The sequence below is a fragment of the Serratia sp. D1N4 genome, assembly GCF_054552755.1.
On record NZ_CM137274.1, the window covers coordinates 1,846,133 to 1,873,105 of the forward strand.

Consider the following 26,973-nt stretch of genomic DNA (forward strand, 5'->3'; position numbering starts at 1 on the left):
ATTCACCCTAAATCACATAGTGGCCTATGCTCCTAGGGCTTCTCTCAGTGGCCGCCTACAAGCAACTCGAATTATTTTGGGTATATCAATGTCACCTCGGTATTTCACCCCATTCTATTTTTTAATCACAACAACGATGGAGCAATAACCATGTATAAATGGGTACTTCTGGCATTAATGGCCGCATTTCAAGGTAACGTGCTGGCGGCTGATGAACATGGTGAAGGGATCACCAAAGAAACCCTGCTGAAAACTGAAAACTCATGGGAAGGCACCGCCTACCGGCACTACCCGGCAGGGGCACCGCAAATCACCATGCTCAAAGTTACGGTAGAGCCGAACAAAGTGCTGGCCTGGCATACTCATCCCTGCATCAGTGCGGTGTATATGACCGGTGGCAGTGTTTCTCTGACGGTGAAAGCCACCGGTGTGAAAAAAACGTTCAAACAGGGTGACTCATTTACCGATACGGTAGATATTGTTCATCAGGGCGTTTCCGGTGATAAAGGCGCCGAAATGCTGGTATTCTTTGCCTGTGCAGATAATAAGCCACTGACGGTGAAAGCCGCCGAATAACATACCCGTCATACTTCAAGCAGCAGGTGTGTTGACTACGCTCGTTTACCCCAGTCACATAGTGGCCTATGCTTCTGGGGATTATGAGCCTCATTAATGAGGCTCACCCTACGGGCCAGCGCAAGCGCTGTTCAAATCGGTCTACGACCCATTTGTCACGAGCTTGTCGCGTTACTCGGCCCAAGTTTGGGCCTCGCCCCTGTGGGGCCAGCACAAGTGCTGTTCAAAAACGCGTTGCGCTTTTGTCCTGCAACTCGAATTATTTAGGGTATAAATGAGTTCGCGGCCCGATTGGGCCGCATTCCGGGGAAATCATGGTTGCGTTATGGATGGTCGTTGCCAGTGCGTTTTTCGCATTGATGGGGGCCTGTATCAAACTGGCTTCAGCGAAGGTCGGTTTTTTTGACATCATTTTCTATCGTTCATTTATCAACGTGGCGATAGTGGCAGCGCTGATTCAAATCAAGAATATCGGTTTCCGTACCCAGCATCTTGGGTTGCATATGAAGCGTGCTGCCATCGGCAATGCCGCCATGTACTGCGGTTTCTACTCGCTGATTCATCTGCCTATCGCCACGGCGGCGACCCTCGGTTATACCAATCCCATCTTTCAGTCGGTGATCGTTTTCGTAACGACCAAAGGTCAACTGACCGGTAAACTGCTGTTCTCCGTCTTGCTGGGTTTTGTCGGTATCCTGATTCTTTTGCGCCCGGATGTGCCGCACGGTGAGTTTGCGGCGACGTTAATCGGTTTGTTTTCCGGGTTATTAACCGCGCTGGCCTATTTTAACGTCGGTAAACTGGTACGCGCCGGTGAACCTGAACTGCGCGTGGTGTTCTATTTCTCTCTGGTAGGGACGCTGGTGGGCGTTGTGATGGCATTGATCGTCGGGTTCTCGGCACTGGATGCCGCCACGTTGCTGTGCGTCTGTGCCATCGGTATCTTCGGCAGCCTGGGGCAAATCACCATGACCCGCGCCTATGGCAGTGGTAACGCGGTGATTGTCAGCATACTTTCTTACAGCACCATTATTTTCTCCACGCTGCTCGGCTACCTGATGTTTGCAGAAGCATTGTCTTCGATTGCCGCTGTTGGCATGGCATTGATTATTCTCTCTGGGGCGTTGGCCATGCTGCGGCGTGCGCCAGCAAAAGCCGCCGCCAAAACCGCGTCAGTGTAATTTTGCATCTAAATGCATGCATTAATGAATCACTGTGATGCGTTATTGGCTATTTTGGCAGTTAGATCCGAACGGTATGATGAGCGCGTTTTCTGATTGGGGCTATTTTCGGAAAGCGCGGTTTATTGCAGGCGCAGGCTTGATCGTTTCGGGAGAGGATAATGTCAGACGGTGTGGCTGTTGATGGATCAACTAGAACGGACTCGAGTTCTTCGCGTTTTGCTATTCTGCTGTTTCTAGCGCTGGCATTGATGTCTGCGCTACTGAACAGCAGTGCACCGACGCCGCTTTATCCCCTTTATCAGCATGAACTGGCTTTAACTTCGGTAAGCCTGACGGTTATTTACGGTGCTTATGCCGCGGGTGTGCTTATTTCTCTGTTCGGCGTGGGCAACCTGGCCGGAAAGGTGAAAGATCTGCGCAGCATGATTGTCCCGGCGTTACTGGTGGTGCTGGTTGGAGCTCTGCTATTTGCGCTGGCGGATTCATTTCTCATGTTGTTTATCGCACGCTTGTTGGCAGGAATTGGCACTGGGGCATTGACCGGTGCGGCCAATATTGCACTGGTGCGTTTTGGCCCGAAGGACGGGGGCAAAAACGCCGCACTGATCGCCACGCTGTCGTTTACCACCGGGCTGGCGCTGGGGCCGATTTTCAGCGGTGTCGCATTGCAGACCGGGTTCTATACCACGTCGCTGCCGTTTGTCATCATTATGGTCGTTGCGGCCACGGCGGCGTTGGGCGTGATGCTGAAGTGGCCGCAGGATGTGGTAATTGCACCAAGCAGCGGGCAGGCTGCGGAAGTTGTAGTAGAAAAAAGCAGTTTGGCGGATGGCTTGCGGGCCACCGGCAGTCAATTCTTCCTGTGTGCTGGGGCGTTATTCATCTGCTGGGCGGTGGCGGCGAGCATTCTGGCGATTGGCCCCAGCGTGGCGGAAAAGTTGTTGGGTATACAAAGCCGTGGTGTTTATGGCTATGTGATTGCGGTGTATCTGGTGATTGCCGGTATTAGTCAGATTTTAAGCCGTCGCTTTAATGCGCGCTATTCGTTGATGTTTGGTTGCCTGGCGCAGGCGTTGGCTGTGGTGGTGTTTGCCGAGGCGATCCTGATCCATTCATTGGGCCTGGCTGCGGCGGGCATGGTGATTGCGGGTTATGCCTACGGAGCAATTTTTGTTGGCAGTGCGACGCTGGTGAACCTGATTTCACCCAAGGCCAGCCATGCGCGCTTGATTTCGCTGTTTTATGTGATCGCTTATATTGCCAACTGGGTACCTATTCTGTTGGGTGTAGTGATCGACCATGCCAGCCTGCATCTGGCGGTCAATCTGTTATTTATGGTCAGCGCTGTGGTTTGCCTGGCCTTGGGTCTACTGGTAATGCGAGCGAAATTCCCGCGCTAAAACCAATAAGGATAACCCGCGTTACTGCCGATTTCCCTGGTGTTGTGTACTATTTTCAGCGTGCTTGCACGCTGTTTTTTTTTAAGAAATCCCCTTCATTAATACAGCGTTATCTTTGATTGCCTCTTACCTGTAGCTTGAAAATTACTCTTCACGGTTAATCCATAAGCAACTGGCTGATATGCCAAGACGCTGACGGTATTTTTCCGCCCGCCGGTTTTGATTTACCGTATAATTCCCCACATTAAGTTTGGTTAATGAGGTTGCAGTGGAACAACTTTCGGGATTGTTGCGGCAGTTACGTCAGCAGCTTGCGCAGGGTTTCCCCTCTGAAGCCGGATTTCGGCAGATAACATTACCGGTTCCCGATCGCCTGGCCGCCACGTTACTTGAGTGGTTGGCGGCACAAACGCTATTCCCGCAGTTTTATTGGCGCCATCGTGAAGCGCAGCGAGAAGCTGCGGTATGTGGCGCAGTCAGGCAATTCTCGCATCCTTTGCCGGCGCAGGCGTTTCTGCATGCTCATCCCGGTGCTCGCCTGTGGGGGCTGAACGCTTTTGACGACAGCGCGCTGCTGCTGTTGCCGCGTGTGGAGATCCAGAGTCGCAGCGGCAAGGGTGAACTGACGCTGAATCTGTTTTCTGAATCTTCATTGCATGAAGACGCCATTGCCGCCAGCCGCTGGCTTGAGGAACTGGCGGCGGCAAAACCGATCGCGGATTTGCAGGTAACGGTGCAATCGGTGCTGCATCAGCCAGAGCGTTCAGCTTGGGACGCTATGCTGCGTGAGGCGCTGACGGCGATCGAACATCAGCAGCTCGATAAGGTAGTGTTGGCACGCAGCACGCGGCTGACGCTGGCAAGCCCGCTGTTTGCACCCGCGTTGATTGCTGCCAGCCGCAAGGTTAACCACCGTTGCTACCATTTTATGATGCGTTTCGATGCGCACTCGGCCTTTCTTGGTTCAAGCCCGGAAAGATTGTATCTGCGTGAAGGGCAGCATTTACTGACCGAAGCGCTGGCGGGCACCGTTGCCAGCCATACGGATGAGCAACAGGCACGCGCGTTGGCACAGTGGCTGCTGCAGGATGCCAAGAACCAACAGGAAAACCTACTGGTGGTGGATGATATCTGCCAGCGCCTGCAAGGGGGCGCCAGTGCGGTAGACGTTTTGCCCCCCGAAGTGGTGCGTTTGCGTAAGGTACAGCACCTGCGGCGGCGGATTGAAGGGCAACTGAACCGTGGTGACGACGCCGACTGCCTGCAACGGCTTCAGCCTACCGCTGCGGTGGCCGGGTTGCCACGCCAGGCAGCACGTGACTTTATCCGCCTGCATGAACCTTTCTCTCGCCATTGGTATGCCGGATCGGCCGGTTATTTGTCTATTGATCAATCCGAATTTTGCGTGGCGCTGCGCTCCACCCAGATCGATGGTGCTCAGGTCCAACTTTATGCTGGTGCGGGTATTGTTGCCGGTTCGGATCCGGCCGAAGAGTGGCAGGAAATCGAAAATAAAGTGGCCGGTTTGCGGACTCTTCTGCAACCAGAAGGCGGCCTCTGAGCCGGAATTGATGTATTCCGGCTCAGCCTGCCACGGAGAGTTACGGCGTTTTTGCTCCAGCGCAAAAGCCGCAAAGATGATTACTTATATAATTTAGAGTTATAGCCCCTGGAGTGATATCTCTTGTTAGTTATCCTCCGAGCATAACTTCTGTTTACTGACTCGTGAGCGAACTATGTCGACAAGTGTTTTTAATCGCCGGTGGGCGGCGTTGCTGTTAGAAGCGCTGGCACGCCATGGGGTGCGGCATGTCTGTATCGCTCCGGGATCGCGCTCCACACCCTTGACGCTGGCGGCGGCTGCCAACAGCTCTTTTATCTGCCATACCCATTTTGATGAACGTGGGCTGGGCCACTTGGCGCTCGGCCTGGCAAAAGCGGCGCGCGAACCGGTGGCGGTGATCGTCACCTCTGGCACCGCTGCGGCCAATCTCTATCCTTCCCTGATTGAAGCTGGGCTGACCGGTGAACGATTAGTCTTTCTCACTGCCGATCGGCCGCCAGAACTGATCGATTGCGGTGCCAATCAGGCGATTCGCCAACCGGGTCTCTATGCGAGCCACCCAACGCTGAATATTGATTTGCCACGCCCTAGCGCGGATATTCCCGCCCGCTGGCTGGTTTCTACTTTAGATAGCGCGATGGCGCGCCTGTCGCACGGTGCGTTGCATATCAACTGCCCGTTTGCCGAACCGCTGTATGGCGGTGATGAGCAGCAGTATGCCGAATGGTCGGCGGCATTGGGCGATTGGTGGCAAGGGGCCCAGCCTTGGCTGCGAGAAGTGGATGCGCATCAGGTATTGCAACAGCCAGATTGGTTTGTCTGGCGGCAAAAGCGTGGGGTGGTGATCGCCGGGCGTATGAGCGCTGAAGAGGGAGTGCGGTTGGCCGAATGGGCCGACATGCTGGGTTGGCCATTGATTGGTGACGTCCTTTCGCAAACCGGTCAACCGTTACCCTGTGCCGATCTGTGGCTGGCACAGCCACAGGCGCGCCAATTGCTGGAAAATGCGCAACTGGTGGTGCAATTTGGCAGCAGCCTGACCGGCAAACGCCTGCTGCAATGGCAAGAGCATTGCCAACCAGAGGAATATTGGCTGATTGATTCACTGCCTGGTCGGCTCGATCCGGCGCACCATCGTGGCCGCCGACTTCGCGCCGCCGTGGGCGAGTGGCTCGATCTACACCCGGCACAGATAGGTGCGCCGTGGGCTGAGGATTTGGTGGCCTTGGCTCAGGATTCTTTTGATGCTGTGTCTGAATATTTGGTCAATCGCTTCGGTGAGGCGCAACTGGCTCACCGGTTGCCGGAGCTATTGCCAGAAAATGGCCAACTGTTTCTCGGCAATAGCCTGATTGTGCGCTTGATCGACGCATTGGCACAGTTGCCAGCAGGTTATCCTGTGTTCAGCAATCGCGGAGCCAGCGGCATTGATGGGCTGATTTCCACCGCCGCAGGCGTGCAGCGCGCCACGGCTAAACCCACCCTGGCGGTAGTCGGCGATCTTTCCGCGTTATATGACCTGAATGCGTTGGCATTGCTGCGCCAATCTTCTGCACCGATGGTGTTGATTGTGGTGAATAATAACGGTGGCCAGATCTTCTCGCTGCTGCCAACGCCGGAATTGGAGCGCGAGCGTTTTTACTGTATGCCGCAGAACGTGGATTTCAGCCATGCTGCGGCAATGTTCCAGCTGAATTACGCCTGCCCGCAAAATTGGCAGCAGTTGCAACAGGCAGTAGAACAGGCTTGGGACCACAGCGGAACGACGTTAATTGAATTGCAGGTGCCGCCGAGCGATGGCGCAGAGACGTTACAACATCTGGTACAACACAAGGTGGTGAACTGATGCTGGCTTCACGCGTTTTACAACAGGGCGAAAGCCATCGCCCATGGTTGGTTTGGTTGCATGGCCTGCTGGGCAATAACAATGAGTGGCGGGTTATCGCTTCTCGCTGCGAGCAGTGGCCTTCGCTGGCGATCGATCTGCCCGGCCATGGGGATTCTGCTGCCCAGCCCTGCGAGGACTTTGCCGATATCAGCCGGCAAATCACCGCCACGCTGCAACATCACAAAATTGAAAGTTACTGGCTGGTGGGCTATTCGCTCGGCGGCCGGATTGCCATGTACCACGCTTGCTACGGTGAGCATCAGGGGTTGCAGGGGATTGTGGTCGAAGGCGGTAATCCGGGGTTGGAGAGCGAAGAACTACGCACTCAGCGCCGTGCCCATGATGCCAATTGGGCCAGTCGTTTTCGCGCTGAACCTATTGAGCAGGTGCTGCTGGATTGGTATCAGCAACCGATATTTGACGATCTGAGCGCGGTACACCGTGAAGCGCTGATCTCAGCCCGTTCTGCCAATATTGGCTCGGCGGTGGCCGATATGCTGGAAGCCACTTCGCTCGGGCGGCAGCCGTGGTTGGTGCCACAATTACAACGTTTGACGCTGCCGATGCGGGTGCTGTGCGGTGTTGATGATCACAAATTTCAAATGCTGGCGCGCGATGCCGGTTTGCCGCTGCGTACCGTGCCACAGGCCGGACATAATGCGCATTTAGCGAACCCGGCGGATTTTGCCGCTGCGCTACATGAATTTCTTGATAATAAAGGAACTGAACATGCTGTATCCCAATGAAGAACAACTGTACGCCGCCATTGAGTGGCAGGACTGTTCCGGCGATTTCGAGGACATCCTGTACCACAAATCCAGCGATGGCATTGCCAAAATCACCATCAACCGCCCGCAGGTACGTAACGCCTTCCGCCCGCATACGGTGAAAGAGATGATCGATGCGTTGGCGAACGCGCGTTATGACGATGGGATCGGCACTATCATTCTTACCGGTGCTGGTGACAAGGCCTTCTGCTCCGGTGGCGATCAGAAAGTGCGGGGTGACTACGGCGGCTATCGTGATGACAGCGGCGTGCACCACCTGAACGTGCTGGATTTCCAGCGCCAGATCCGCACCTGCCCGAAGCCGGTGGTGGCGATGGTGGCTGGTTACTCTATTGGCGGCGGTCACGTATTGCATATGATGTGCGATCTGACCATTGCGGCCGATAACGCCATCTTTGGCCAGACTGGGCCGAAGGTTGGTTCCTTTGACGGCGGCTGGGGCGCTTCTTACATGGCGCGCATTGTTGGCCAGAAAAAAGCGCGTGAGATCTGGTTCCTGTGTCGCCAGTACGATGCTGCGGCTGCGTTGGATATGGGCTTAGTCAATACCGTGGTGCCATTGGCGGATCTGGAAAAAGAAACCGTGCGCTGGTGCCGTGAGATGCTGCAAAACAGCCCGATGGCCTTGCGCTGCCTGAAAGCAGCGCTCAACGCCGACTGTGACGGCCAGGCAGGTTTGCAGGAGCTGGCGGGTAACGCCACCATGTTGTTCTATATGACCGACGAAGGTCAGGAAGGGCGCAACGCATTCAATGAAAAGCGCCAGCCGGACTTCAGCAAGTTCAAGCGTAATCCGTAATGACCGCGCTAACTCGTAACGCAGCCCTTTACCGTTACTGCCTGCCGATGGAGGCGGGCGTGGTGCTGCGCAACCAGCGGTTAAAAACCCGTGATGGCTTACTGATCCACCTGCAACAGGGGGATCAGCAGGGTTGGGGCGAGATCGCGCCGCTGCCGGAATTCAGTCAGGAAACGCTCGAGCAGGCACAGCAGGCCGCCTTAATCTGGCTACAGGCGTGGCTGGTGGGTGAGGCCAGCGCTGCCAGCGAACCGCCGTCGGTGGCTTTCGGCACCAGTTGCGCGTTGGCTGAATTGGCAGAGCAGTTGCCGTTGCAGGCCGACTATCGCAAGGCTCCGCTTTGTACCGGCGATCCCGACGAATTGTTTGCGGTGCTGAGCGCATTGCCGGGCGAGAAGGTAGCCAAGGTGAAAGTGGGCCTGTATGAGGCGGTGCGCGATGGCATGGTGGTCAACGTGCTGCTAGAGGCTTTGCCAGATCTTAAATTGCGGCTGGATGCCAACCGCAGTTGGACGCGCGCCAAGGCCGACAGCTTTGCCAAGTACGTCAACCCGGCATGGCGCGATCGCATCGCATTTCTGGAAGAGCCCTGCAAAACTCGTGATGAGTCGCGGGATTTTGCGCAGGCGACCGGTATTGCTATCGCCTGGGATGAGAGCGTGCGTGAAGCGGACTTTGTGGTGCAGGCCGAGCCGGGCGTGGCCGCGATTGTTATCAAACCAACGCTGGTCGGCAGCTTGAACCGCTGCCGTGAACTGATCGAGCAGGCGCACCAGGCGGGGTTAGTCGCAGTGATCAGCTCCAGCATTGAGTCCAGCCTGGGGCTAACGCAGCTGGCACGCATTGCCCATTGGCTGACGCCGGATACCGTACCGGGGCTGGATACTTTGAGCTTGATGCAGGCGCAACTGATGCGCGGTTGGCCAGAGAGTACGCTGCCGTTGCTCGGTACGGATGCGCTGGAGTGCTTATGGCGCAGCTAAACGACTGGCCCTGGCGCTATTGGGCCGCACAGCGCCCGCAGGCGACGGCGGTGATCGTTGGGCATCAGCCGATCGGCTGGCTGGAGCTGCAACGGCTGGTTGATCTGCTGGCGGCGGATTTCCAGCATCAAGGGGTTTTGCCGGGCTGTGGCGTGGTGCTGTGTGGCAAAAATAGCTATCCATTGCTGCTGGCTTATTTGGCATTGCTGCAATGCGGGGTACGCGTGTTGCCGCTTAACCCGGCGTTGCCTGCCTCGATGCTGGCAGCGTTGCTACCGGATCTGGATATCACTTTTGCTTTCAGCCCCGATGGTTTACCCGAGCTGCCGCCTGAAATTATCCGATTATCGCCATCGGCAGGAATGGAATACCCTCTGCAAGAGCTACCGTGGAATGCACAACGGTTGGCAACGCTGACGCTGACCTCCGGTTCTAGCGGCTTGCCAAAAGCGGCCGCACACAGCTATGCCGGGCACCTTACCAGCGCCGAAGGCGTGCTGCATCTGATGGACTTTCAGCCGCAGGATCGTTGGTTGCTTTCTCTGCCGCTGTTCCACGTTTCTGGGCAAGGCATTATTTGGCGCTGGCTGGTGGCAGGTGCGCAGTTGGTGGTGCGTGATATGCAGCCGTTGGCCGACGCGCTGGCTGGCTGCACTCATGCTTCTCTGGTACCGACCCAGTTATGGCGCTTACTGTCTGAACCGATGACCGAACATGCGTTGAAAGAGGTGCTGCTCGGTGGGGCGATGATCCCGGTTTCGCTCACCCAGCAGGCAGAGGCAATGGGGATCCGCTGCTGGTGCGGTTACGGTTTGACCGAACTGGCTTCCACGGTATGCGCTAAACGCGCCGACGAACGGCCGGGCGTGGGCTTGCCTTTGCATGGCCGCGAGATACGGCTGGTGGATCAGGAGGTGTGGATCCGCTCGCCAAGCCTGGCGCTGGGTTATTGGCACCAGGGAGCACTGTTGCCGATCGCCGATGAGCAGGGCTGGTTCCACACGCGCGATCGTGGTGCGATGGAGCAGGGTGAGCTGCGGATTATCGGTCGGCTGGATAATCTGTTCTTCAGCGGTGGCGAAGGGGTGCAACCCGAAGATGTTGAACGGGTGCTGGCAGCGCATCCGCAGATCTTGCAGGTGTTTATCGTGCCGGTTGACGATCCCGAATTTGGTCAGCGGCCAGTGGCGGTGATTGACTACGAAGGGGAGTTGACGCTGGATGCCTTGCTGGCATGGGCGGATGACAAACTGGCGAATTTCCAGCGGCCAATCGCGCTGTTTGCTCTACGTGACGAACTGAAAACCGGCGGTATCAAGATTTCGCGCCGCCGCTTACGGCAGTGGGTAGTTGAGCAGTTGAAAGGTTCTCGCTGAAAAACAAGGCCGCCCGAGAGCGGCCTTGGCACAACAGTCACTGATTATTTCAAACCTAACGCCTTGGCGACACCGGCACCGTAGTCTGGGTGCACCTTGGCGAACAGATCAACCTGGCGGCGCTGGATCTGTTCTGGCACCTGCGACAGCTCATCGGCAATGCGCGTGAACATACGCTGATGCTCTTCAGCGCTCAGCAGATTGAACAGCGCCCGTGGCTGGCTGTAGTAATCGTCGTCTTCGCGATGGTTCCAGTGATCCGCCGCACCTTCGATGCTCAATGGCGGCTCGCTGAAATCCGGTTGCTCCTGGAACAGGCCAAAGCTGTTTGGCTCATAGGTGACGCCGTTGCCGCTGTTGCCGTCCACGCGCATCGCGCCGTCACGGTGATAGTTGTGGAACGGGCATTTGGCACCGTTAACCGGGATCTGGTGATGGTTGACCCCCAGGCGGTAGCGATGTGCATCGCCGTAGGAGAACAAACGGCCCTGCAACATTCTGTCCGGTGAGAAACCGATACCTGGCACCACGTTGGCCGGGTTCATTGCCACTTGCTCTACTTCGGAGAAGTAGTTGTCCGGGTTGCGGTTCAGCTCGAAGAAACCGACTTCGATCAGCGGATAGTCGCTGTGCGGCCAGACTTTGGTCAGGTCAAACGGGTTATACGGGGTCTGTGAGGCTTCGTGCTCGGGCATGATCTGGATTTGCAGCGTCCAGCGCGGGAAGTCGCCCTGTTTGATCGCGTCAAACAGATCGCGTTGCGAGCTTTCACGGTCTTTGGCGATGATCGCTTCTGCCTCATCATCCATCAGGTTTTCGATGCCTTGCTCACAGCGGAAGTGGAATTTCACCCAGAACCGCTCGTTATTAGCATTGATAAAACTGAAAGTATGACTACCGAAACCGTGCATATGGCGGTAAGACTTGGGCAGGCCGCGATCGCTGAAGTCGATGGTCAACTGGTGCAGGGCTTCCGGCAGGTGCGAGAAGAAATCCCATTTATAAATCGGGTTGCGCAGGTTGGTATGCGGGTCGCGTTTTACCACGTGGTTGAGATCGGGGAATTTGAGCGGATCGCGCAGATAAAACACCGGTGTATCGTTACCCACCAGATCCCAGTTGCCTTCTTCGGTATAAAACTTCATCGCAAAACCACGGATATCACGTTCGGCATCGGCGGCACCGCGCTCACCGGCGACGGTAGAGAAGCGAACGAACAGCTCGGTTTTTTTGCCAATCTCGGAGAAGATTTTTGCGCGGGTGTATTGGGTGATGTCGTGAGTCACCGTGAAGGTGCCGTATGCACCGGAACCCTTGGCATGCATGCGGCGTTCTGGGATCACTTCACGGTCAAAGTGGGCCAGTTTTTCCAGCAGCCACACGTCTTGCATCAGCAGTGGGCCACGTTTCCCGGCGGTCATCGAATTATTATTATCAACAACGGGTGCACCGGCCGCAGTGGTTAATCCTTTCTTGCTCATCAATTGCTCCTTACTGTATTGCAGTTAAGTTGATTGCTCATACTCGGGGACATAATCGTAATTAATGAAAAGCCCTAGATTGCTGGCTTATATCAATGGCATTACTAGTTGTAGCCCTATTCTCGGCCAGGGGCAAATAGGCACCGGTTATCGTTGCGATACGGGGATGGTTGATTTTCATTTATTTACAATTTATTGAAAAATTGGAAGATTTTTGCTTTAAATTACCGCCGATAGCGTGACGATTCGGTTACACTCATCACCGCGCTATTTTCAGGGTAATACATCATCACTTCCTGATGATGAAGGATGAAAGGAAACAACGATGAAGAAAACTTTAGTCGCATGTGCCGCCGGTTTACTGCTGGTGGCGGGGTCGGCTAATGCCATTAGCATGAATGGTGAGGTAGGGCAACATTACACCAATCTGGGCATTGGCATGGGCACCTCAACCACCGGTTTAGCACTGAGCGGTAACTGGTTACGCAGCGATCATGACGGTAACGTCGGCAGCCTGGGGTTGGGGTTTAGCCTGCCGGTTGGCCCGTTGATGGCAACCGTGGGCGGTAAGGCGCTTTACCTTAGCCCAAATGACGGCAAGAGCGGCGCGGCGCTTGCGTTGGGTGGCGGCCTGCAGTGGACCCTCAATCGCTATTTCAGCCTGTACGGTGAAGGTTATTTTGCCCCAGAATCGCTGACCAGCGGCGTTAAGGCCTATAACGAAGTCAACGGCGGCCTGCGCTGGAATGTTTTCAGCCCTCTCAACGTCAATGCAGGCTATCGTTATGCCAACATTGAAGGTAAAGATGGCCACCGCGACAACAAGGTGGCAGATGGCCTGTATATCGGTGCCGGTCTGAGCTTCTGATCATGATGGGGGCATCTGCCCCCACATTCAGCCGTTACCCTACCGCTGGCAACATACCGCTGGCGATGCCAAGTTGAATGGCAATCACCGTTATTCCACAGACAAACACCAGTGCCAGTGCCGGTGTACCGCCCCAGACACGGTAATTGGTTTGATGTTGTTGGCGTGTTTTCCAGACCAATAGCGAAGGCAGCAGCAGGGCCAGTATCGACAGCGCAATGGCTGCAAACCCCAATGCCAGCACAAAACCACGCGGATAGAACAGCGCAAACGCCAACGGCGGCAGGAAAGTAATGGAGCCAGTTTGCAAGCGGCCACGCACATTGTCCTGACGTTTAAACAAGTCGGCCAGGAAATCAAACAGCCCGAGTGAAACCCCGAGGAATGAAGTCGCTAGTGCCAAGTCGGCAAACAGGTGTACGGCCAGTTCCACATGCGGGGAGGCAACCACGCCGCGTACGGCCTGCAATAAACCGTTTAGCCCGGCCTGCTGCGCCAGTATACCGACGAAAGTGCTAGAACTGATGCTGCCCAGCGTTGCCAACTGCCAGAAGATGTAGGCAACCAGCGGAATGGCGCTACCGATGATAAAGATCCGGCGCAGTTTGCGGACGTTTCCGCCCATATAGTTGACGATGCTGGGTACGCTGCCGTGAAAGCCAAACGAAGTGAAAATCACTGGAATAGCCGAAAGCGCCAGCCCTTGTTCCAGCGGTAGCGTCATCAGGTTGGTTTGATGGATATAGGGCATCATCAGGCCGAGCATCACGATCAGGAAGATGATTTTGGCGCTAAACAGAATACGGTTGAACAGATCGACCGAGTGGGTACCGACACAAACTATGCCACCCGCCACCAGGGTGAACAGCAGCACGCCAAGATAGGTTGGGAAATCCTGCGCAGTCCATTGGCTAATACTGACTGCCAGCAGTTCACCGGCTCCGCTGATGTAGGCGGCCGTCAGTGCGTACATCAGGAACATCATGCTGAAGCTGGTCAGCCACTGGCCACTGCTCCCCAGATAGCGTCGTGCCAGCGTGCCCAAGCCGGTATCTGCCTGCTCATGTTGATAAACTTCCACCAGCAACAGGGCGGTATAGCACATCAATACCCACAGCCCAACCAACAGGGCCAAGGTGACACCAAAACCAACCCCTGCTGCTGCCAGCGGCATGGCCAGCATTCCGGCACCAATGGTGGTGCCTGCCACGATAAAAACACTGCCCAGAGTGCGATTCTTCACATTTTTCTCTACTAGCTTATGACTTTGGGCGGCAGAATAGTGGATTGCCCATTTTGTGTCAAACCGACGTTACGAAGACTGTATAGTTATGTTTACGATGCTAGGGTGATGCTGTAGCAGTAAAAAATGCTTTAGATAAGCAATATCGTTTCATGTGCAGTGAAAAGTTGTTTACAGGCTTCTGCATACCCTTCATCTTGCAAATTGCGGGGTTGCCGATCGCAGCCGAATGGATGAGTCAACAATGCGGGAGAGACCAATGTTAAGGGTGGAGATGCTCAGCACCGGTGATGAGGTGCTGCATGGGCAAATTATAGATACCAATGCGGCCTGGCTGGCGGATTATCTGTTCCAGCAAGGTTTACCGATGAGCGGACGCGAAACGGTGGGGGATAGCCTCTCCTCTTTGGTGGAAATATTGCAGGAACGCAGCCATATCGCCGATGTGCTGATCGTCAACGGGGGTTTGGGGCCAACCAGCGACGATCTCAGCGCGCTGGCGGCGGCCAATGCCTGTGGCGTTGGTTTGGTTGAGCATCCTGAATGGATTGCCCGTATGGAAGCCTTCTTCGCGGAGCGTGGCCGCCCGATGGCGGCGTCTAATCGTAAACAGGCTCAGATCCCGGCCAATGCTGAAATGTTGGATAACCGTGTGGGCACCGCCTGTGGCTTCGCGCTGACGCTCAATAAATGCCAGATGTTCTTCACGCCCGGCGTGCCTTCTGAATTTAAAGTGATGGTTGAAGAGCAGATTTTACCGCGCCTGCGTCAACATCTGACTCTGCCAGAACCCCCGCTATGTTTGCGTTTGACCACCTTTGGTACGTCGGAAAGCGATCTGGCTGCTGAGTTAGACGGCATGGCATTACCGCCAGGCGTGGTGCTGGGGTATCGCTCTTCCAGCCCAATTATTGAATTGAAGCTGACAGGCCCACGCAACCAGCAGGCTGCGATGGAGCAGGCATGGGAGCGGGTGCGCGAAGTGGCGGGGGACAACAAGATTTTTGAAGGCACGGCAGGGTTACCCGCATCACTGGCAGAACGCTTGCAGCAGCAGGGGTTGAAATTGGCTCTGAGCGAGCAATTTACCGCGGGTTTAATCAATCTGCAGTTGCAGAACGCAGCAGCACCGCTGGCAGGAGGCGAGTTGCTGCCAGCGCACTGCTCCGAGCCGCTGGAAACGGTGTTGGCGCGCGCGCAGTCTTTGGCTCAGCTCACTGGTTCACCATTGGCGCTGGCGGTTAGCGCACTGGAAGGCGATCGCGTCAGCGTAGCCTTGCATACGCCTAAGGGCGGTGTTGGCCAAACCGTGAGTTATCGTGCAACACGCCATGGCCTGCGGTTGCGTCAGGAATCGGTGGCGATGTTGGCGTTGGATATGCTGCGCCGCTGGTTGAATGGCGAAAAAGTGTGTGGCAAGAATAGCTGGCTGGAAATTGTGGAAATTATCGAATAACTTATACCTTCAGCGCGGTGATATATCCCTTATTAATCATAACATTATGGGGGATATTCGGCGTGGGATTATGCTGTTACACTCTTTGCGGGTGCTTGAGACTGTTCGTCTTGGGCATTGTGTGGCAAGGCGGATAGAAGAAAGCCCCAGACTGACTCTCAATCAGAATGGGGCTGCCCTAACGCCTAGACACCGTTATGGTAGCCCCTTCACAGCAAGGAGGCAAGCCATGTATAAAAAACATGCGCTGTATGCGTTAGCGGTTGTATGCATTACGGTTTTAATATTTATCTGGATGATTAAAGACCGGTTTTGTGGGTTGGCAATCTACCAGAAGGATATCACTATCCTAATGTCGTTAACCTGTACGTGAAGTGGTAATCATTGGGCGGGGGAAACCCCGCCTTCTGGTATCCTGGCGTGGGTTTCAGGCACCCGACTTTATATTTCCAGCTCAATATCCATCAAAGGCATGCAACAACAGGGCAGGATCTCACCTTCGTTGAGAAATGCCAGCGGCTGCTGGCGATAGGCGACTTTACCTTTCAGCAGCTTCATGCGGCAGGCGCCGCAATAGCCGGAGCGGCACTGATATTCCACCGCAACGTCGTGCAGCTCCAGCACTTCAAGCAGGCAATTTTCGCCTTCGGGGCAGGAGAGCTGCGTACCGGTGGCACGCAGCGTTACGGTTGATTCAGCCACTTATAGCTCGAAATCGCTCAGGTCGTCAGCGTTGACTTCCGAGTCAATCTGGCCCACCAGATAGGAACTCACTTCCACTTCCTGTGGTGCAACTTGTACGTTATCCGAAACTAACCAGGCGTTAATCCACGGAATTGGATTGGAACGGGTCTGGAATGGTGAGCCTAAACCCACCGCCTGCATACGGATATTGGTGATGTACTCCACGTACTGGCACAGAATATCTTTGTTCAGGCCAATCATGGAGCCGTCGCGGAACAGGTATTCGGCCCACTCTTTCTCTTGCTGCGCTGCCAGCACAAACAGGTCATAGCACTCTTGCTGGCATTCTACGGCGATCTCGGCCATCTCTGGATCATCGGCACCTGATCGCATCAGATTGATGATGTGCTGGGTACCGGTCAGATGCAGCGCTTCATCGCGGGCGATCAGCTTGATGATTTTGGCGTTGCCTTCCATTAATTCACGTTCGGCGAAAGCAAACGAGCAGGCAAAGCTGACGTAGAAGCGGATGGCTTCCAGCGCGTTAACGCTCATCACACACAGATACAACAGCCTTTTGATGGCGTGCAGATTCACGGTAACGGTTTTACCGTTAACCTGATGCGTACCCACACCCAGTAGATGGTAGTAGCTGGTCATTTCGATCAGGTCGTCGTAATAGCCGGAAATGTCTTTCGCGCGCTTGAGGATCTCTTCATTGGTGACGATATCGTCAAACACCACTGCCGGATCGTTAACGATGTTACGAATGATGTGGGTGTAAGAGCGCGAGTGGATGGTCTCAGAGAATGACCAGGTTTCCACCCAGGTTTCCAGTTCCGGGATCGAAATCAGCGGCAGAAACGCTACGTTCGGGCTGCGGCCCTGAATGGAATCCAGCAGGGTCTGGTATTTCAGGTTGCTGATGAAGATGTGTTTTTCATGTTCCGGCAGCGCCAGATAGTCGATGCGATCGCGCGAAACGTCAACTTCTTCCGGACGCCAGAAAAAGGAGAGCTGTTTCTCGATCAACTTTTCGAAGATTTCGTGTTTCTGCTGGTCAAAACGCGCCACGTTGACTGACTGGCCGAAGAACATCGGCTCAAGCAACTGGTTGTTTTTGTTCTGAGAAAAAGTGGTGTAAGCCATAAGCTTGAATCCATTAGTGCCGTGCTGAATTAAAGGGGCCAGAAGAACCCTGGCCCGCTGTGTCAAACGTTAGATCTTGCAGGCGCCGCTTTCACAGTCGTCATCACTGCCTTTGGCTGGCTGCATGTCTTCCTGGATATCGTCCGCACCGTCACGGGTGTTCTGATAATACAGCGTCTTCACGCCGAACTTGTAGGTGGTGAGCAGGTCTTTCAGCAACTGCTTCATTGGAACCTTGCCACCTGGGAAACGGGTTGGGTCATAGTTGGTGTTGGCAGAGATCGACTGATCGATAAACTTCTGCATCAGGCCAACCAGTTGCAGATAACCGTCGTTATTCGGCATTTCCCACAGTAGTTCGTAGTTGTCTTTCAGACGTTCATACTCGGGCACCACCTGACGCAGAATGCCGTCTTTCGATGCTTTGATACTGACATGGCCGCGTGGCGGCTCAATGCCGTTGGTCGCGTTGGAAATCTGTGAAGAGGTTTCCGACGGCATCAGCGCAGACAGCGTTGAGTTGCGCAGGCCGGTTTCTTTAATCTCTTGACGCAGAGTTTCCCAGTCGTAATGCAACGGTTCGCTACAGATAACATCCAGGTCTTTTTTGTAAGTGTCGATCGGCAGAATGCCCTGCGAATAGGTGGTCTCATTGAACCACGGGCAGGCCCCTTGCTCCTGAGCCAGACGGTTCGACGCTTTCAACAGATAGTACTGGATAGCTTCAAAGGTCCGGTGAGTCAGGTTGTTGGCACTGCCATCGGAATAACGCACGCCGTTCTTCGCCAGATAGTAAGCGTAGTTGATCACGCCAATGCCCAGGGTACGGCGGCCCATTGCACCACGGTAAGCGGCTTTGATGGGGTAGTCCTGGTAATCCAGCAGCGCGTCGAGTGAACGCACGGCCAGAGTCGCCAGCTCTTCCAAGTCGTCCAGGCTATCGATAGCACCCAGGTTAAAGGCTGACAGCGTACACAGCGCGATTTCACCGCTTTCATCGTTCACATCATCCAGCGGCTTGGTTGGCAGGGCGATTTCCAGGCACAGGTTGGACTGGCGCACCGGAGCGACCTGCGGATCAAACGGGCTGTGGGTATTGCAGTGGTCGACGTTCTGAATGTAGATACGGCCAGTAGAGGCACGTTCCTGCATCATCAGTGAGAACAGTTCCACCGCTTTCACCCGTTTCTGGCGGATGCTGTCGTCTTTCTCGTAACGGGTGTACAAGCGCTCAAATTCGTCCTGATCGGCGAAGAAAGCGTCGTAGAGCCCTGGAACATCGGATGGACTGAACAGGGTGATATCTTCGTTTTTGATCAGGCGCTGATACATCAGGCGGTTGATCTGCACGCCATAGTCCATATGGCGCACGCGGTTCCCCTCAACGCCACGGTTGTTTTTCAGCACCAGCAGGCTTTCTACTTCCAAGTGCCACATTGGGTAGAACAATGTAGCGGCACCACCACGCACGCCGCCCTGCGAGCAGGATTTCACCGCGGTCTGGAAGTGCTTGTAGAACGGAATACAGCCGGTATGGAAGGCTTCACCGCCGCGGATCGGGCTACCCAGCGCACGGATGCGGCCAGCGTTGATACCAATCCCTGCACGCTGCGAAACGTATTTCACAATGGCGCTGGAAGTGGCGTTGATGGAGTCTAGGCTATCACCGCACTCGATCAGCACACAGGAGCTAAACTGACGGGTTGGGGTACGCACGCCAGACATGATTGGCGTAGGCAGAGAAATTTTGAAGGTAGAAATCGCATCATAGAAACGTTTTACGTAATCCAGACGGGTGGCACGCGGATAACCAGAGAACAGGCATGCCGCAACCAGAATATACAGGAACTGCGCGCTCTCGTAGATCTCGCCGCTCACGCGGTTCTGCACCAGGTATTTGCCTTCCAACTGCTTGACTGCCGCGTAGGAGAAATTCATATCGCGCCAGTGATCGATAAAGGAGCCCATCTGCTCGAACTCTTCAGTGGTGTAGTCTTCCAGCAGATGCTTATCGTATTTGCCCATCTCCACCATGCGCACCACGTGAGCGTGCAGCTTTGGTGGTTCAAACTGGCCATAGGCTTTTTTACGCAGGTGGAAAATGGCCAGGCGAGCCGCCAGATACTGATAGTCCGGCGCATCGCGGGAGATCAGATCGGCGGCAGCTTTGATGATGGTTTCATGAATATCGGCGGTTTTGATACCGTCATAAAACTGAATATGTGAACGTAACTCTACTTGAGATACCGAGACGTTATGTAAACCCTCTGCGGCCCAGTCGATGACCCGGTGGATTTTGTCGAGGTTGATGCGCTCTTTACGGCCATCGCGTTTAGTTACAAGTAGACTTTGGTTCATTTTTACCTGTCCGTATGATTCCCCTAAGCAAAAAGTGTAGTCGCTCTGCTCAGTATGTAAACACTACATATAGGGGGTGGGTGTCGGTGAAGTAACAAGATAGTGAGAAAGCAGGGCGTTTGCAAGTGAACAAAACCGACCTATTTTGTGGATAACTTGGGGGTGAAATTTTACTGCCCGTTCCAAGTGCGCACTGTGACTGGCACGACAAGCTTGTCAATAAGCGGGATAAGATTTTACTAAAATCTAGAAAACTTGGATCGTTTGCCGTTTTATTAAACGTTAGAAAAAAACGGCATATTGATCTGATTTAATATTCTTAAAAACCCTTTACATCGTGTTTTTTGATCGAAAGCCAATAAATTGGGTATTTATCTTAAAATTGCAGCCCTTTGGAGCCAGCAAAGCCAGCTCCAGAGCGCGGTAGCCAGGTTAACCTTCGTGCTGGGTATGAACCATATAGTTCACATCTACATTGCGGCCCAGCTTGAAATGATCGGTAATAGGGTTGTAATGCAGGCCAATCATATGTTTTTCACGCAGTGGCGTGCCGTCCACCCAGCCAATCAACTCGGAAGGGCGGATGAATTTTTTATGGTCGTGCGTGCCCTGTGGCACCATCTTGAGGACGTATTCCGCCCCGATCACCGCCATCAGCCAGGCTTTGGTGTTGCGGTTGATGGTGGAGAAGAACACATGGCCACCAGGCTTCACCAGATGGGCACAGGCGCGGACCACGGAGGCCGGATCGGGAACGTGCTCAAGCATCTCCATGCAGGTGACGAGGTCATACTGCTGGGGGTGAGCCTGTGCATGGCTTTCTACCGTTTCCTGCACATAGGTGACCTGCATACCGCTTTCCAGCGCATGCAGGCGCGCTACCTGCAGCGGTTCGGCTCCCATATCCAGGCCGGTGACATCAGCGCCTTCGCGCGCCATGCTTTCTGCCAGAATTCCGCCGCCGCAGCCGACGTCGAGCACCTTCTTGCCAAAAATGCCGTTTGCGCGTTGCATGATATAATTCAGGCGCAGCGGATTGATCCGGTGTAGCGGTTTGAACTCACCTTCCAAATCCCACCAGCGTGAGGCCACAGCCTCAAACTTGGCGATCTCCTGGTGATCAACATTCTGCACGTGGCGGGATGATTCTGCATTCATGGGTGTTATTGACTCCTGATTTTCTATTGTGCGGATTATACATGTTCCGGCGCAGTTGCCCCAATAACGCTAAGTTGCCGGGTATATTTTCCAGTAAAGCGCGCTTTGTGATATAGTTTTACCCCTTTGGCACTATGCCAGGGCAGATGAATCATTCAGTATGAGGGATAGCAGCTCCATGAGCGACCTTGCCAGAGAAATCACACCGGTAAATATCGAAGATGAGCTGAAAAGCTCGTATCTGGATTATGCGATGTCCGTTATTGTCGGGCGTGCGCTGCCAGATGTTCGTGATGGACTGAAGCCGGTACACCGCCGCGTTCTGTACGCGATGAATGTATTGGGTAATGACTGGAATAAACCCTACAAGAAATCGGCCCGTGTCGTCGGGGACGTCATCGGTAAATACCACCCACACGGTGACAGTGCGGTTTATGACACCATTGTCCGCATGGCCCAACCGTTTTCGCTGCGCTATATGTTGGTGGACGGCCAGGGTAACTTCGGTTCTGTCGATGGCGACTCCGCCGCGGCAATGCGTTACACCGAAGTGCGCATGTCGAAAATTGCTCACGAACTGCTGGCGGATCTGGAAAAAGAGACCGTCGACTTCGTGCCGAACTACGACGGTACCGAGCAGATCCCGGCGGTTATGCCGACCAAAATTCCAAACCTGCTGGTTAACGGTTCATCCGGTATCGCCGTGGGTATGGCGACCAACATTCCGCCGCATAACCTGTCTGAGGTTATCAGTGGCTGTCTGGCCTATATCGATGATGAAAACATCAGCATCGAAGGCCTGATGGAACACATTCCAGGCCCGGACTTCCCAACGGCAGCGATCATCAATGGTCGCCGTGGTATTGAAGAAGCTTATCGTACCGGCCGTGGCAAAGTGTATATCCGCGCCCGTGCTGAGGTGGAAACCGACGCCAAAACCAGCCGCGAAACCATCATCGTGCATGAAATTCCGTATCAGGTGAACAAAGCGCGCCTGATCGAGAAGATCGCCGAACTGGTGAAAGAGAAACGCGTTGAGGGCATCAGCGCGCTGCGTGACGAGTCTGATAAAGACGGTATGCGCATCGTGATTGAAGTTAAACGCGACGCGGTCGGTGAAGTGGTGCTGAACAACCTGTATTCGCTGACCCAGCTACAGGTTACCTTTGGTATCAACATGGTGGCGCTGCATCAGGGCCAGCCGAAGTTGTTGAACCTGAAAGATATTCTGAAGGCATTTGTTCGCCATCGCCGCGAAGTGGTGACCCGTCGTACCATTTTCGAACTGCGTAAAGCCCGCGATCGTGCGCATATCCTGGAAGCGTTGGCGATTGCGTTGGCCAACATCGATCCGATTATCGAACTGATCCGCCGTGCGCCGACCCCGGCCGAAGCGAAAGTTGCGCTGATTGCGCAGCCTTGGGACTTGGGCAACGTGGGTGCCATGTTGGAACGTGCCGGTGACGATGCCGCGCGCCCAGAATGGTTGGAGCCGGAATTCGGCATCCGTGATGGTAAGTACTACCTGACCGAGCAGCAGGCTCAGGCGATTCTGGATCTGCGCTTGCAGAAACTGACCGGCCTGGAACACGAGAAGCTGCTGGACGAATATAAAGAACTGCTGAACGTGATCGCTGAGCTGATCTTTATTCTGGAAAACCCAGATCGTCTGATGGAAGTGATCCGTGAAGAGCTGGAAGCGGTACGCGATCAGTTTGGTGATAATCGCCGTACTGAAATCACTGCCAACACCTCTGACATCAACATCGAAGACCTGATCAACCAGGAAGATGTGGTGGTTACGCTGTCGCATCAGGGCTATGTGAAATACCAGCCGTTGACCGACTACGAAGCACAGCGTCGTGGTGGTAAAGGCAAGTCTGCCGCCCGTATTAAAGAAGAAGACTTTATTGATCGCCTGCTGGTGGCCAACACCCACGATACGATCCTGTGCTTCTCTAGCCGCGGCCGCTTGTACTGGATGAAGGTGTATCAATTGCCTGAAGCCAGTCGTGGTGCGCGTGGTCGTCCAATCGTCAACCTGTTGCCGCTGGAAGCCAACGAACGTATCACCGCCATTCTACCGGTGCGTGAGTACGAAGAAGGCCGCCATGTGTTTATGGCCACCGCCAGCGGTACCGTGAAGAAAACAGCGTTGGTTGAATTCAGCCGTCCGCGCAGTGCGGGCATCATCGCCGTTAACCTCAACGAGGGCGACGAACTGATTGGCGTGGATCTGACCGATGGCAGCAACGAAGTGATGCTGTTCTCCTCCAACGGTAAAGTGGTGCGTTTCCCTGAAGGGCAGGTTCGCTCGATGGGCCGTACTGCCACCGGTGTCCGGGGTATCAACCTCGGTGAAGGCAGCAGCGTGGTTTCGCTGATCATTCCACGTGGTGAAGGCGATATCCTGACGGTAACCCAGAATGGTTATGGCAAGCGCACTGCGGTGACGGAATATCCTACCAAGTCGCGTGCGACCCAAGGGGTTATCTCGATCAAGGTGAGCGAGCGTAATGGTCGGGTGGTTGGCGCAGTACAGGTAGAAACCACCGATCAGATCATGATGATCACCGATGCCGGTACTTTGGTACGTACCCGCGTTGCGGAAGTCAGCGTGGTTGGCCGTAATACCCAGGGCGTGACGCTGATCCGCACCGCCGAGGACGAGAACGTCGTTGGCTTGCAGCGTGTCGCAGAACCGGTTGAGGACGAGGAATTGGATAGCCTTGAACCGGGTGTTGAGGAAGCGGAAGAAGACAGTACGCCGCTTGATGACGGTGACGACATCGCGCCTGACGACTTGGATGACGAAGACGCATAAGGCTTACCGTAGATAACGACCTGTTATCAGCGGTGAAACAAAGGGCTTGGCAGCGATGCTAGGCCCTTTTTCAGTTATATGGTTTAATTGCCGGTATACTCGTCATACTTCAAGTTGCATGGGTGTTGGCTGTGTCCACTCGCACCAGTCACATAGTTGTCTATGCTCCCGGTGACTCCCGGACTTGCCGCCTACATGCAACTCGAATTATTTAGAGTATATGATCCATCGGCGTTTCCCAGAATAGTCATTTTTGTGATGAATACGTGCGTTACCGCTCATTTTGATATGGTATCCGATTGAAATATCTAGCCTCTTTCCGTACCACCTTAAAGATTTCCCGCTATCTGTTCCGGGTACTGGCGCTCATGCTGTGGTCGCTGGGGGCGTTGCTGACGACGTTTTATATTCTGGATATCCTGCATGAGAAAGAATCGGATATCCGACAGGAATTTAACCTCAATTTCGATCAGGCGCAGGGGTATATCCGCCATTCCTCTGACATTATCCGCGATATCAAATATATGGCGGAAAATCGACTTAACCGTTCGGCTGGCAGCCTGGATGTGTTTACCGGTGTCATTAACGGTAAAAATAATACCCCGGTAAATTTTATTCCGCTTTACCCTGAGTCCAACTGCACCCTCAATACGGCTTATCACGAATCTCTCACTTCGCTGAACAGCCTGATCCAATACTGGAAAGAAAATTTTGTTGCCGCCTATGATCTTAATCGGGTGTTTTTCATTGGCGGTGACAGTCTGTGTATGGCGGAGTTTGGCAGCAGCAATGGTACGGCCGATCGGCAGAACGTCCTGAAATCGTTGCATGAGCAGATACTGAAATACCGCAATACCAACAGCCTGGATAAAGGCAACAATCTCTATTGGGTCAGCCCTAGCGCTCAACGGCCAGACGTCGGCTATCTGTATGTCATGACGCCTATCTATATTGGCAACAAGCTGGAAGCGTTGCTGGGGATTGAGCAAACCATTCGTCTGGAGGATTTTATTACTTCGGGCAACCTGCCGGTGAGCGTCACGCTACTGGATGATAACAGCGAACCGGTGTTACGCCTGACAAACGGCGATCGCTATGCCTCTTCGCTTTATATGTATCCGCAGGCTCACACGTATTTTGGCTATGTCGATAGCTATCACGATCTGATCATGAAGAAGGCATTGCCACCATCATCGCTCAGTATCGTGTATTCACTGCCGGTGAAGAGTGTAGCGGAGCGCTTCAAGGTATTGATCCTGAATGCGGTGCTATTGAACTTACTGTCGGCTGCTGTGCTGTTCAGCCTGGCTTGGTTGTTTGAGCGCAAAATGTTCCTGCCTGCGGAGGAGAATGCTTTCCGCCTTGAGGAACATGAGCAGTTCAACCGCAAGATCGTGGCTTCGGCCCCGGTCGGGATCTGTATTCTGCGTATCAGTGACGGCAGCAATATTCTGAGTAATGAGCTGGCGCACAACTATATCAACCTGTTGACTCACGAAGATCGCGAACGCATTACACGGATTATCTGCGAACAGCAGGCGAACTTTGTTGATGTGATGACCAGCAATAATAACAACCTGCAAATCAGTTTTGTGCATTCCCGCTATCGTAATGAAGATGTGGCGATCTGCGTGCTGGTGGATGTGAGCGCTCGCGTGAAGATGGAAGAGTCGTTGCAGGAGATGGCGGCGGCGGCGGAGCAGGCCAGTCAGTCGAAATCGATGTTCCTGGCCACCGTTAGCCATGAGCTGCGTACCCCGCTGTATGGCATTATTGGTAACCTGGATCTGCTACAGACCAAGGCGTTGCCGCAAGGGGTGGAGCGCTTGGTTAATGCGATGAACAACTCATCGGGGCTGTTGCTGAAGATCATCAGCGACATCCTGGATTTCTCCAAAATTGAGTCAGAGCAATTAAAAATTGAACCGCGTGAGTTCTCTTGCCTGGAAGTGATCACCCATATTGCGGGCAACTATCTGCCGCTGGTGGTGAAGAAACACCTCGGGTTGTACTGTTTCATCGAACAAAACGTCCCAGAGCGTCTTCATGGCGATCCGGTGCGTTTGCAGCAGGTTTTATCCAATCTGCTGAGTAATGCGATCAAGTTTACCGACACCGGTTGCATCATTTTGCAAGTGTGTACCCGTAACAACTATCTGGAGTTCAGCGTGCGCGATACGGGCGTAGGCATCCCAGAGAAAGAAATTCCCCGCTTGTTCGATCCTTTCTTTCAGGTCGGCAGCGGAGTGCAGCGCCACTTCCAGGGCACGGGTTTGGGGTTGGCGATTTGCGAGAAGCTCATCAACCTGATGGATGGTGATATCGCCGTAGAGTCTGAGCCAGGGCTCGGCAGTATGTTCAACATCCGCATTCCCCTGTTCGGGGCACAGTTCCCGCTGCCACAGGCCAGCGACACCTGGCAGGGGAAAACCCTGTGGTTGCAGATCCGTAACCAACGGTTGGAAAGTTATCTGATGACCATTCTCGGGGGGTATGGCGCGCTCGTACTGCGCCATGAAGGGCAAGATACGGCAGCGGGCGATGTTTTACTCAGCGATTACCCATTGCAAGTGGCAACACCATTATTGGCGCAAATTGAATTTTCTATCGGGCATATTGGGCCTTCATTGGAAACGCATCCGGGTTACTGGGTACACAGCACGTCGACATCGCGGGACACCATTGTGTTATTGAACCGCCTGTTCGGTGTTGATAATGAGCATCTCAAACCCTTGGTACAACTGCCATTGCCAGCGAAAGCCAGCGCGGTAGACAACGGAGATATCCGTTTGCTGGTGGTGGACGATCACCCGATCAATCGCCGCTTGTTGTCTGATCAACTGGCTTCGCTGGGTTATCAGGTGATTACCGCTAATGATGGTATCGATGCGTTGGCGGTCTTGAATCACAATACGGTGGATATCGTCCTAACCGACGTAAATATGCCAAATATGGACGGTTACCGTTTAACGCAGCGCTTGCGTCAGCTGCATTTTGTCGCTCCGGTGATTGGCGTGACGGCTAATGCTCTGGCGGAAGAGAAACAGCGCTGTATCGAGGCTGGGATGGATGATTGCCTGTCGAAGCCGGTAACCTTGGAAACGCTTAATCAGACGTTGTCTTATTACAGCCAGCAGGTGCGGCGGAACAGGATCGAAACGGAAGAGGTGTAGAAAAACAAAAGGGCGCATAAT

Annotated in this window: 20 protein-coding genes; 14 read left to right on the plus strand and 6 right to left on the minus strand. The window is 54.2% G+C overall.

The window, feature by feature from the left end; genetic code table 11:
- The first annotated feature begins 150 nt into the window (after positions 1-150).
- The 9 genes from ACX1CU_RS07910 to menE all read left to right on the plus strand — a co-directional run bounded on the left by ACX1CU_RS07910 (position 151) and on the right by menE (position 10,558).
- A complete protein-coding gene (locus ACX1CU_RS07910; protein WP_459402034.1) occupies positions 151-576 on the plus strand; it encodes a cupin domain-containing protein in 426 nt (141 codons plus the stop codon).
- Positions 577-890: 314 nt separating this feature from the next.
- The gene (locus ACX1CU_RS07915; protein WP_459402035.1) at positions 891-1,757 is read left to right on the plus strand and encodes a DMT family transporter; all 867 of its coding nucleotides are present in this window, start codon (positions 891-893) and stop codon (positions 1,755-1,757) included.
- Positions 1,758-1,918: 161 nt separating this feature from the next.
- On the plus strand, positions 1,919-3,160 hold the full coding sequence (locus ACX1CU_RS07920; RefSeq protein ID WP_459402036.1) for an MFS transporter: 1,242 nt from the start codon (positions 1,919-1,921) through the stop codon (positions 3,158-3,160).
- A 268-nt stretch (positions 3,161-3,428) separates the two neighbouring features.
- Positions 3,429-4,721 (plus strand): isochorismate synthase MenF, encoded by a 1,293-nt coding sequence (gene menF / locus ACX1CU_RS07925; protein ID WP_459402037.1) that lies wholly within the window; start codon positions 3,429-3,431, stop codon positions 4,719-4,721.
- A gap of 175 nt (positions 4,722-4,896) precedes the next feature.
- A complete protein-coding gene (gene menD, locus ACX1CU_RS07930; protein ID WP_459402038.1) occupies positions 4,897-6,570 on the plus strand; it encodes a 2-succinyl-5-enolpyruvyl-6-hydroxy-3-cyclohexene-1-carboxylic-acid synthase in 1,674 nt (557 codons plus the stop codon).
- Positions 6,570-7,358, plus strand: coding sequence for a 2-succinyl-6-hydroxy-2,4-cyclohexadiene-1-carboxylate synthase (gene menH / locus ACX1CU_RS07935; protein WP_459402039.1), 789 nt, complete (start codon positions 6,570-6,572; stop codon positions 7,356-7,358). Before menD ends, menH begins: the two co-directional genes overlap by 1 nt.
- Positions 7,342-8,199: a 1,4-dihydroxy-2-naphthoyl-CoA synthase gene (gene menB, locus ACX1CU_RS07940; RefSeq protein ID WP_459402040.1), complete on the plus strand. Its 858-nt coding sequence runs from the start codon at positions 7,342-7,344 to the stop codon at positions 8,197-8,199. The genes menH and menB overlap by 17 nt, the downstream gene beginning before the upstream one ends.
- The gene (menC, locus tag ACX1CU_RS07945) at positions 8,199-9,182 is read left to right on the plus strand and encodes an o-succinylbenzoate synthase (protein WP_459402041.1); all 984 of its coding nucleotides are present in this window, start codon (positions 8,199-8,201) and stop codon (positions 9,180-9,182) included. The genes menB and menC overlap by 1 nt, the downstream gene beginning before the upstream one ends.
- Positions 9,170-10,558 (plus strand): o-succinylbenzoate--CoA ligase, encoded by a 1,389-nt coding sequence (gene menE, locus ACX1CU_RS07950; RefSeq protein ID WP_459402042.1) that lies wholly within the window; start codon positions 9,170-9,172, stop codon positions 10,556-10,558. The genes menC and menE overlap by 13 nt, the downstream gene beginning before the upstream one ends.
- Before the next feature lie 44 nt (positions 10,559-10,602).
- On the opposite strand, the gene katA is transcribed toward menE, so the two are convergent.
- Positions 10,603-12,039, minus strand: a complete 1,437-nt coding sequence (gene katA, locus ACX1CU_RS07955; protein WP_459402043.1) for a catalase KatA — start codon at positions 12,037-12,039, stop codon at positions 10,603-10,605.
- Between the two features lie 325 nt (positions 12,040-12,364).
- Here katA and ACX1CU_RS07960 point away from each other — a divergent pair, with 325 nt between their 5' ends.
- Positions 12,365-12,907, plus strand: coding sequence for a YfaZ family outer membrane protein (locus tag ACX1CU_RS07960; protein WP_459402044.1), 543 nt, complete (start codon positions 12,365-12,367; stop codon positions 12,905-12,907).
- Positions 12,908-12,941: 34 nt separating this feature from the next.
- On the opposite strand, the gene tyrP is transcribed toward ACX1CU_RS07960, so the two are convergent.
- A complete protein-coding gene (gene tyrP / locus ACX1CU_RS07965) occupies positions 12,942-14,090 on the minus strand; it encodes a tyrosine transporter TyrP (protein WP_459402045.1) in 1,149 nt (382 codons plus the stop codon).
- Positions 14,091-14,409: 319 nt separating this feature from the next.
- On the opposite strand from tyrP, the gene ACX1CU_RS07970 reads away from it, so the two are divergent.
- Together ACX1CU_RS07970 and ACX1CU_RS07975 are read left to right on the plus strand one after the other, a co-directional pair.
- On the plus strand, positions 14,410-15,606 hold the full coding sequence (locus ACX1CU_RS07970) for a nicotinamide mononucleotide deamidase-related protein YfaY (protein WP_459402046.1): 1,197 nt from the start codon (positions 14,410-14,412) through the stop codon (positions 15,604-15,606).
- Positions 15,607-15,835: 229 nt separating this feature from the next.
- Positions 15,836-15,979: a Hok/Gef family protein gene (locus ACX1CU_RS07975; protein ID WP_459402047.1), complete on the plus strand. Its 144-nt coding sequence runs from the start codon at positions 15,836-15,838 to the stop codon at positions 15,977-15,979.
- A gap of 68 nt (positions 15,980-16,047) precedes the next feature.
- Here the strand turns inward: ACX1CU_RS07975 and yfaE are convergent, their stop codons facing one another.
- The 4 genes from yfaE to ubiG form a co-directional block, all read right to left on the minus strand.
- Positions 16,048-16,308, minus strand: coding sequence for a class I ribonucleotide reductase maintenance protein YfaE (gene yfaE, locus ACX1CU_RS07980; protein WP_459402048.1), 261 nt, complete (start codon positions 16,306-16,308; stop codon positions 16,048-16,050).
- Positions 16,309-17,439 (minus strand): class Ia ribonucleoside-diphosphate reductase subunit beta, encoded by a 1,131-nt coding sequence (gene nrdB, locus ACX1CU_RS07985; RefSeq protein ID WP_459402049.1) that lies wholly within the window; start codon positions 17,437-17,439, stop codon positions 16,309-16,311.
- A gap of 69 nt (positions 17,440-17,508) precedes the next feature.
- Positions 17,509-19,797 (minus strand): class 1a ribonucleoside-diphosphate reductase subunit alpha, encoded by a 2,289-nt coding sequence (gene nrdA / locus ACX1CU_RS07990; RefSeq protein WP_459402050.1) that lies wholly within the window; start codon positions 19,795-19,797, stop codon positions 17,509-17,511.
- Between the two features lie 432 nt (positions 19,798-20,229).
- Positions 20,230-20,955: a bifunctional 2-polyprenyl-6-hydroxyphenol methylase/3-demethylubiquinol 3-O-methyltransferase UbiG gene (gene ubiG / locus ACX1CU_RS07995; RefSeq protein WP_459402051.1), complete on the minus strand. Its 726-nt coding sequence runs from the start codon at positions 20,953-20,955 to the stop codon at positions 20,230-20,232.
- 178 nt (positions 20,956-21,133) lie between these two features.
- On the opposite strand from ubiG, the gene gyrA reads away from it, so the two are divergent.
- Together gyrA and rcsC are read left to right on the plus strand one after the other, a co-directional pair.
- On the plus strand, positions 21,134-23,779 hold the full coding sequence (gyrA, locus tag ACX1CU_RS08000; protein WP_459402052.1) for a DNA topoisomerase (ATP-hydrolyzing) subunit A: 2,646 nt from the start codon (positions 21,134-21,136) through the stop codon (positions 23,777-23,779).
- Between the two features lie 299 nt (positions 23,780-24,078).
- The gene (gene rcsC / locus ACX1CU_RS08005) at positions 24,079-26,952 is read left to right on the plus strand and encodes a two-component system sensor histidine kinase RcsC (RefSeq protein ID WP_459402053.1); all 2,874 of its coding nucleotides are present in this window, start codon (positions 24,079-24,081) and stop codon (positions 26,950-26,952) included.
- The last annotated feature ends 21 nt before the right edge of the window (positions 26,953-26,973 follow it).

Bases quoted from the DNA above. Each gene is read 5' to 3' on its own strand.
- nrdA (WP_459402050.1), bottom strand. From the start codon at position 19,797: ATGAACCAAAGTCTACTTGTAACTAAACGCGATGGCCGTAAAGAGCGC.
- menD (WP_459402038.1), top strand. From the start codon at position 4,897: ATGTCGACAAGTGTTTTTAATCGCCGGTGGGCGGCGTTGCTGTTAGAA.
- tyrP (WP_459402045.1), bottom strand. From the start codon at position 14,090: ATGCTGGCCATGCCGCTGGCAGCAGCAGGGGTTGGTTTTGGTGTCACC.
- ACX1CU_RS07910 (WP_459402034.1), top strand. From the start codon at position 151: ATGTATAAATGGGTACTTCTGGCATTAATGGCCGCATTTCAAGGTAAC.
- ACX1CU_RS07920 (WP_459402036.1), top strand. From the start codon at position 1,919: ATGTCAGACGGTGTGGCTGTTGATGGATCAACTAGAACGGACTCGAGT.
- ACX1CU_RS07975 (WP_459402047.1), top strand. From the start codon at position 15,836: ATGTATAAAAAACATGCGCTGTATGCGTTAGCGGTTGTATGCATTACG.
- ACX1CU_RS07915 (WP_459402035.1), top strand. From the start codon at position 891: ATGGTTGCGTTATGGATGGTCGTTGCCAGTGCGTTTTTCGCATTGATG.
- menB (WP_459402040.1), top strand. From the start codon at position 7,342: ATGCTGTATCCCAATGAAGAACAACTGTACGCCGCCATTGAGTGGCAG.
- menE (WP_459402042.1), top strand. From the start codon at position 9,170: ATGGCGCAGCTAAACGACTGGCCCTGGCGCTATTGGGCCGCACAGCGC.
- nrdB (WP_459402049.1), bottom strand. From the start codon at position 17,439: ATGGCTTACACCACTTTTTCTCAGAACAAAAACAACCAGTTGCTTGAG.
- menH (WP_459402039.1), top strand. From the start codon at position 6,570: ATGCTGGCTTCACGCGTTTTACAACAGGGCGAAAGCCATCGCCCATGG.
- menC (WP_459402041.1), top strand. From the start codon at position 8,199: ATGACCGCGCTAACTCGTAACGCAGCCCTTTACCGTTACTGCCTGCCG.
- katA (WP_459402043.1), bottom strand. From the start codon at position 12,039: ATGAGCAAGAAAGGATTAACCACTGCGGCCGGTGCACCCGTTGTTGAT.
- gyrA (WP_459402052.1), top strand. From the start codon at position 21,134: ATGAGCGACCTTGCCAGAGAAATCACACCGGTAAATATCGAAGATGAG.
- ACX1CU_RS07960 (WP_459402044.1), top strand. From the start codon at position 12,365: ATGAAGAAAACTTTAGTCGCATGTGCCGCCGGTTTACTGCTGGTGGCG.
- ACX1CU_RS07970 (WP_459402046.1), top strand. From the start codon at position 14,410: ATGTTAAGGGTGGAGATGCTCAGCACCGGTGATGAGGTGCTGCATGGG.
- ubiG (WP_459402051.1), bottom strand. From the start codon at position 20,955: ATGAATGCAGAATCATCCCGCCACGTGCAGAATGTTGATCACCAGGAG.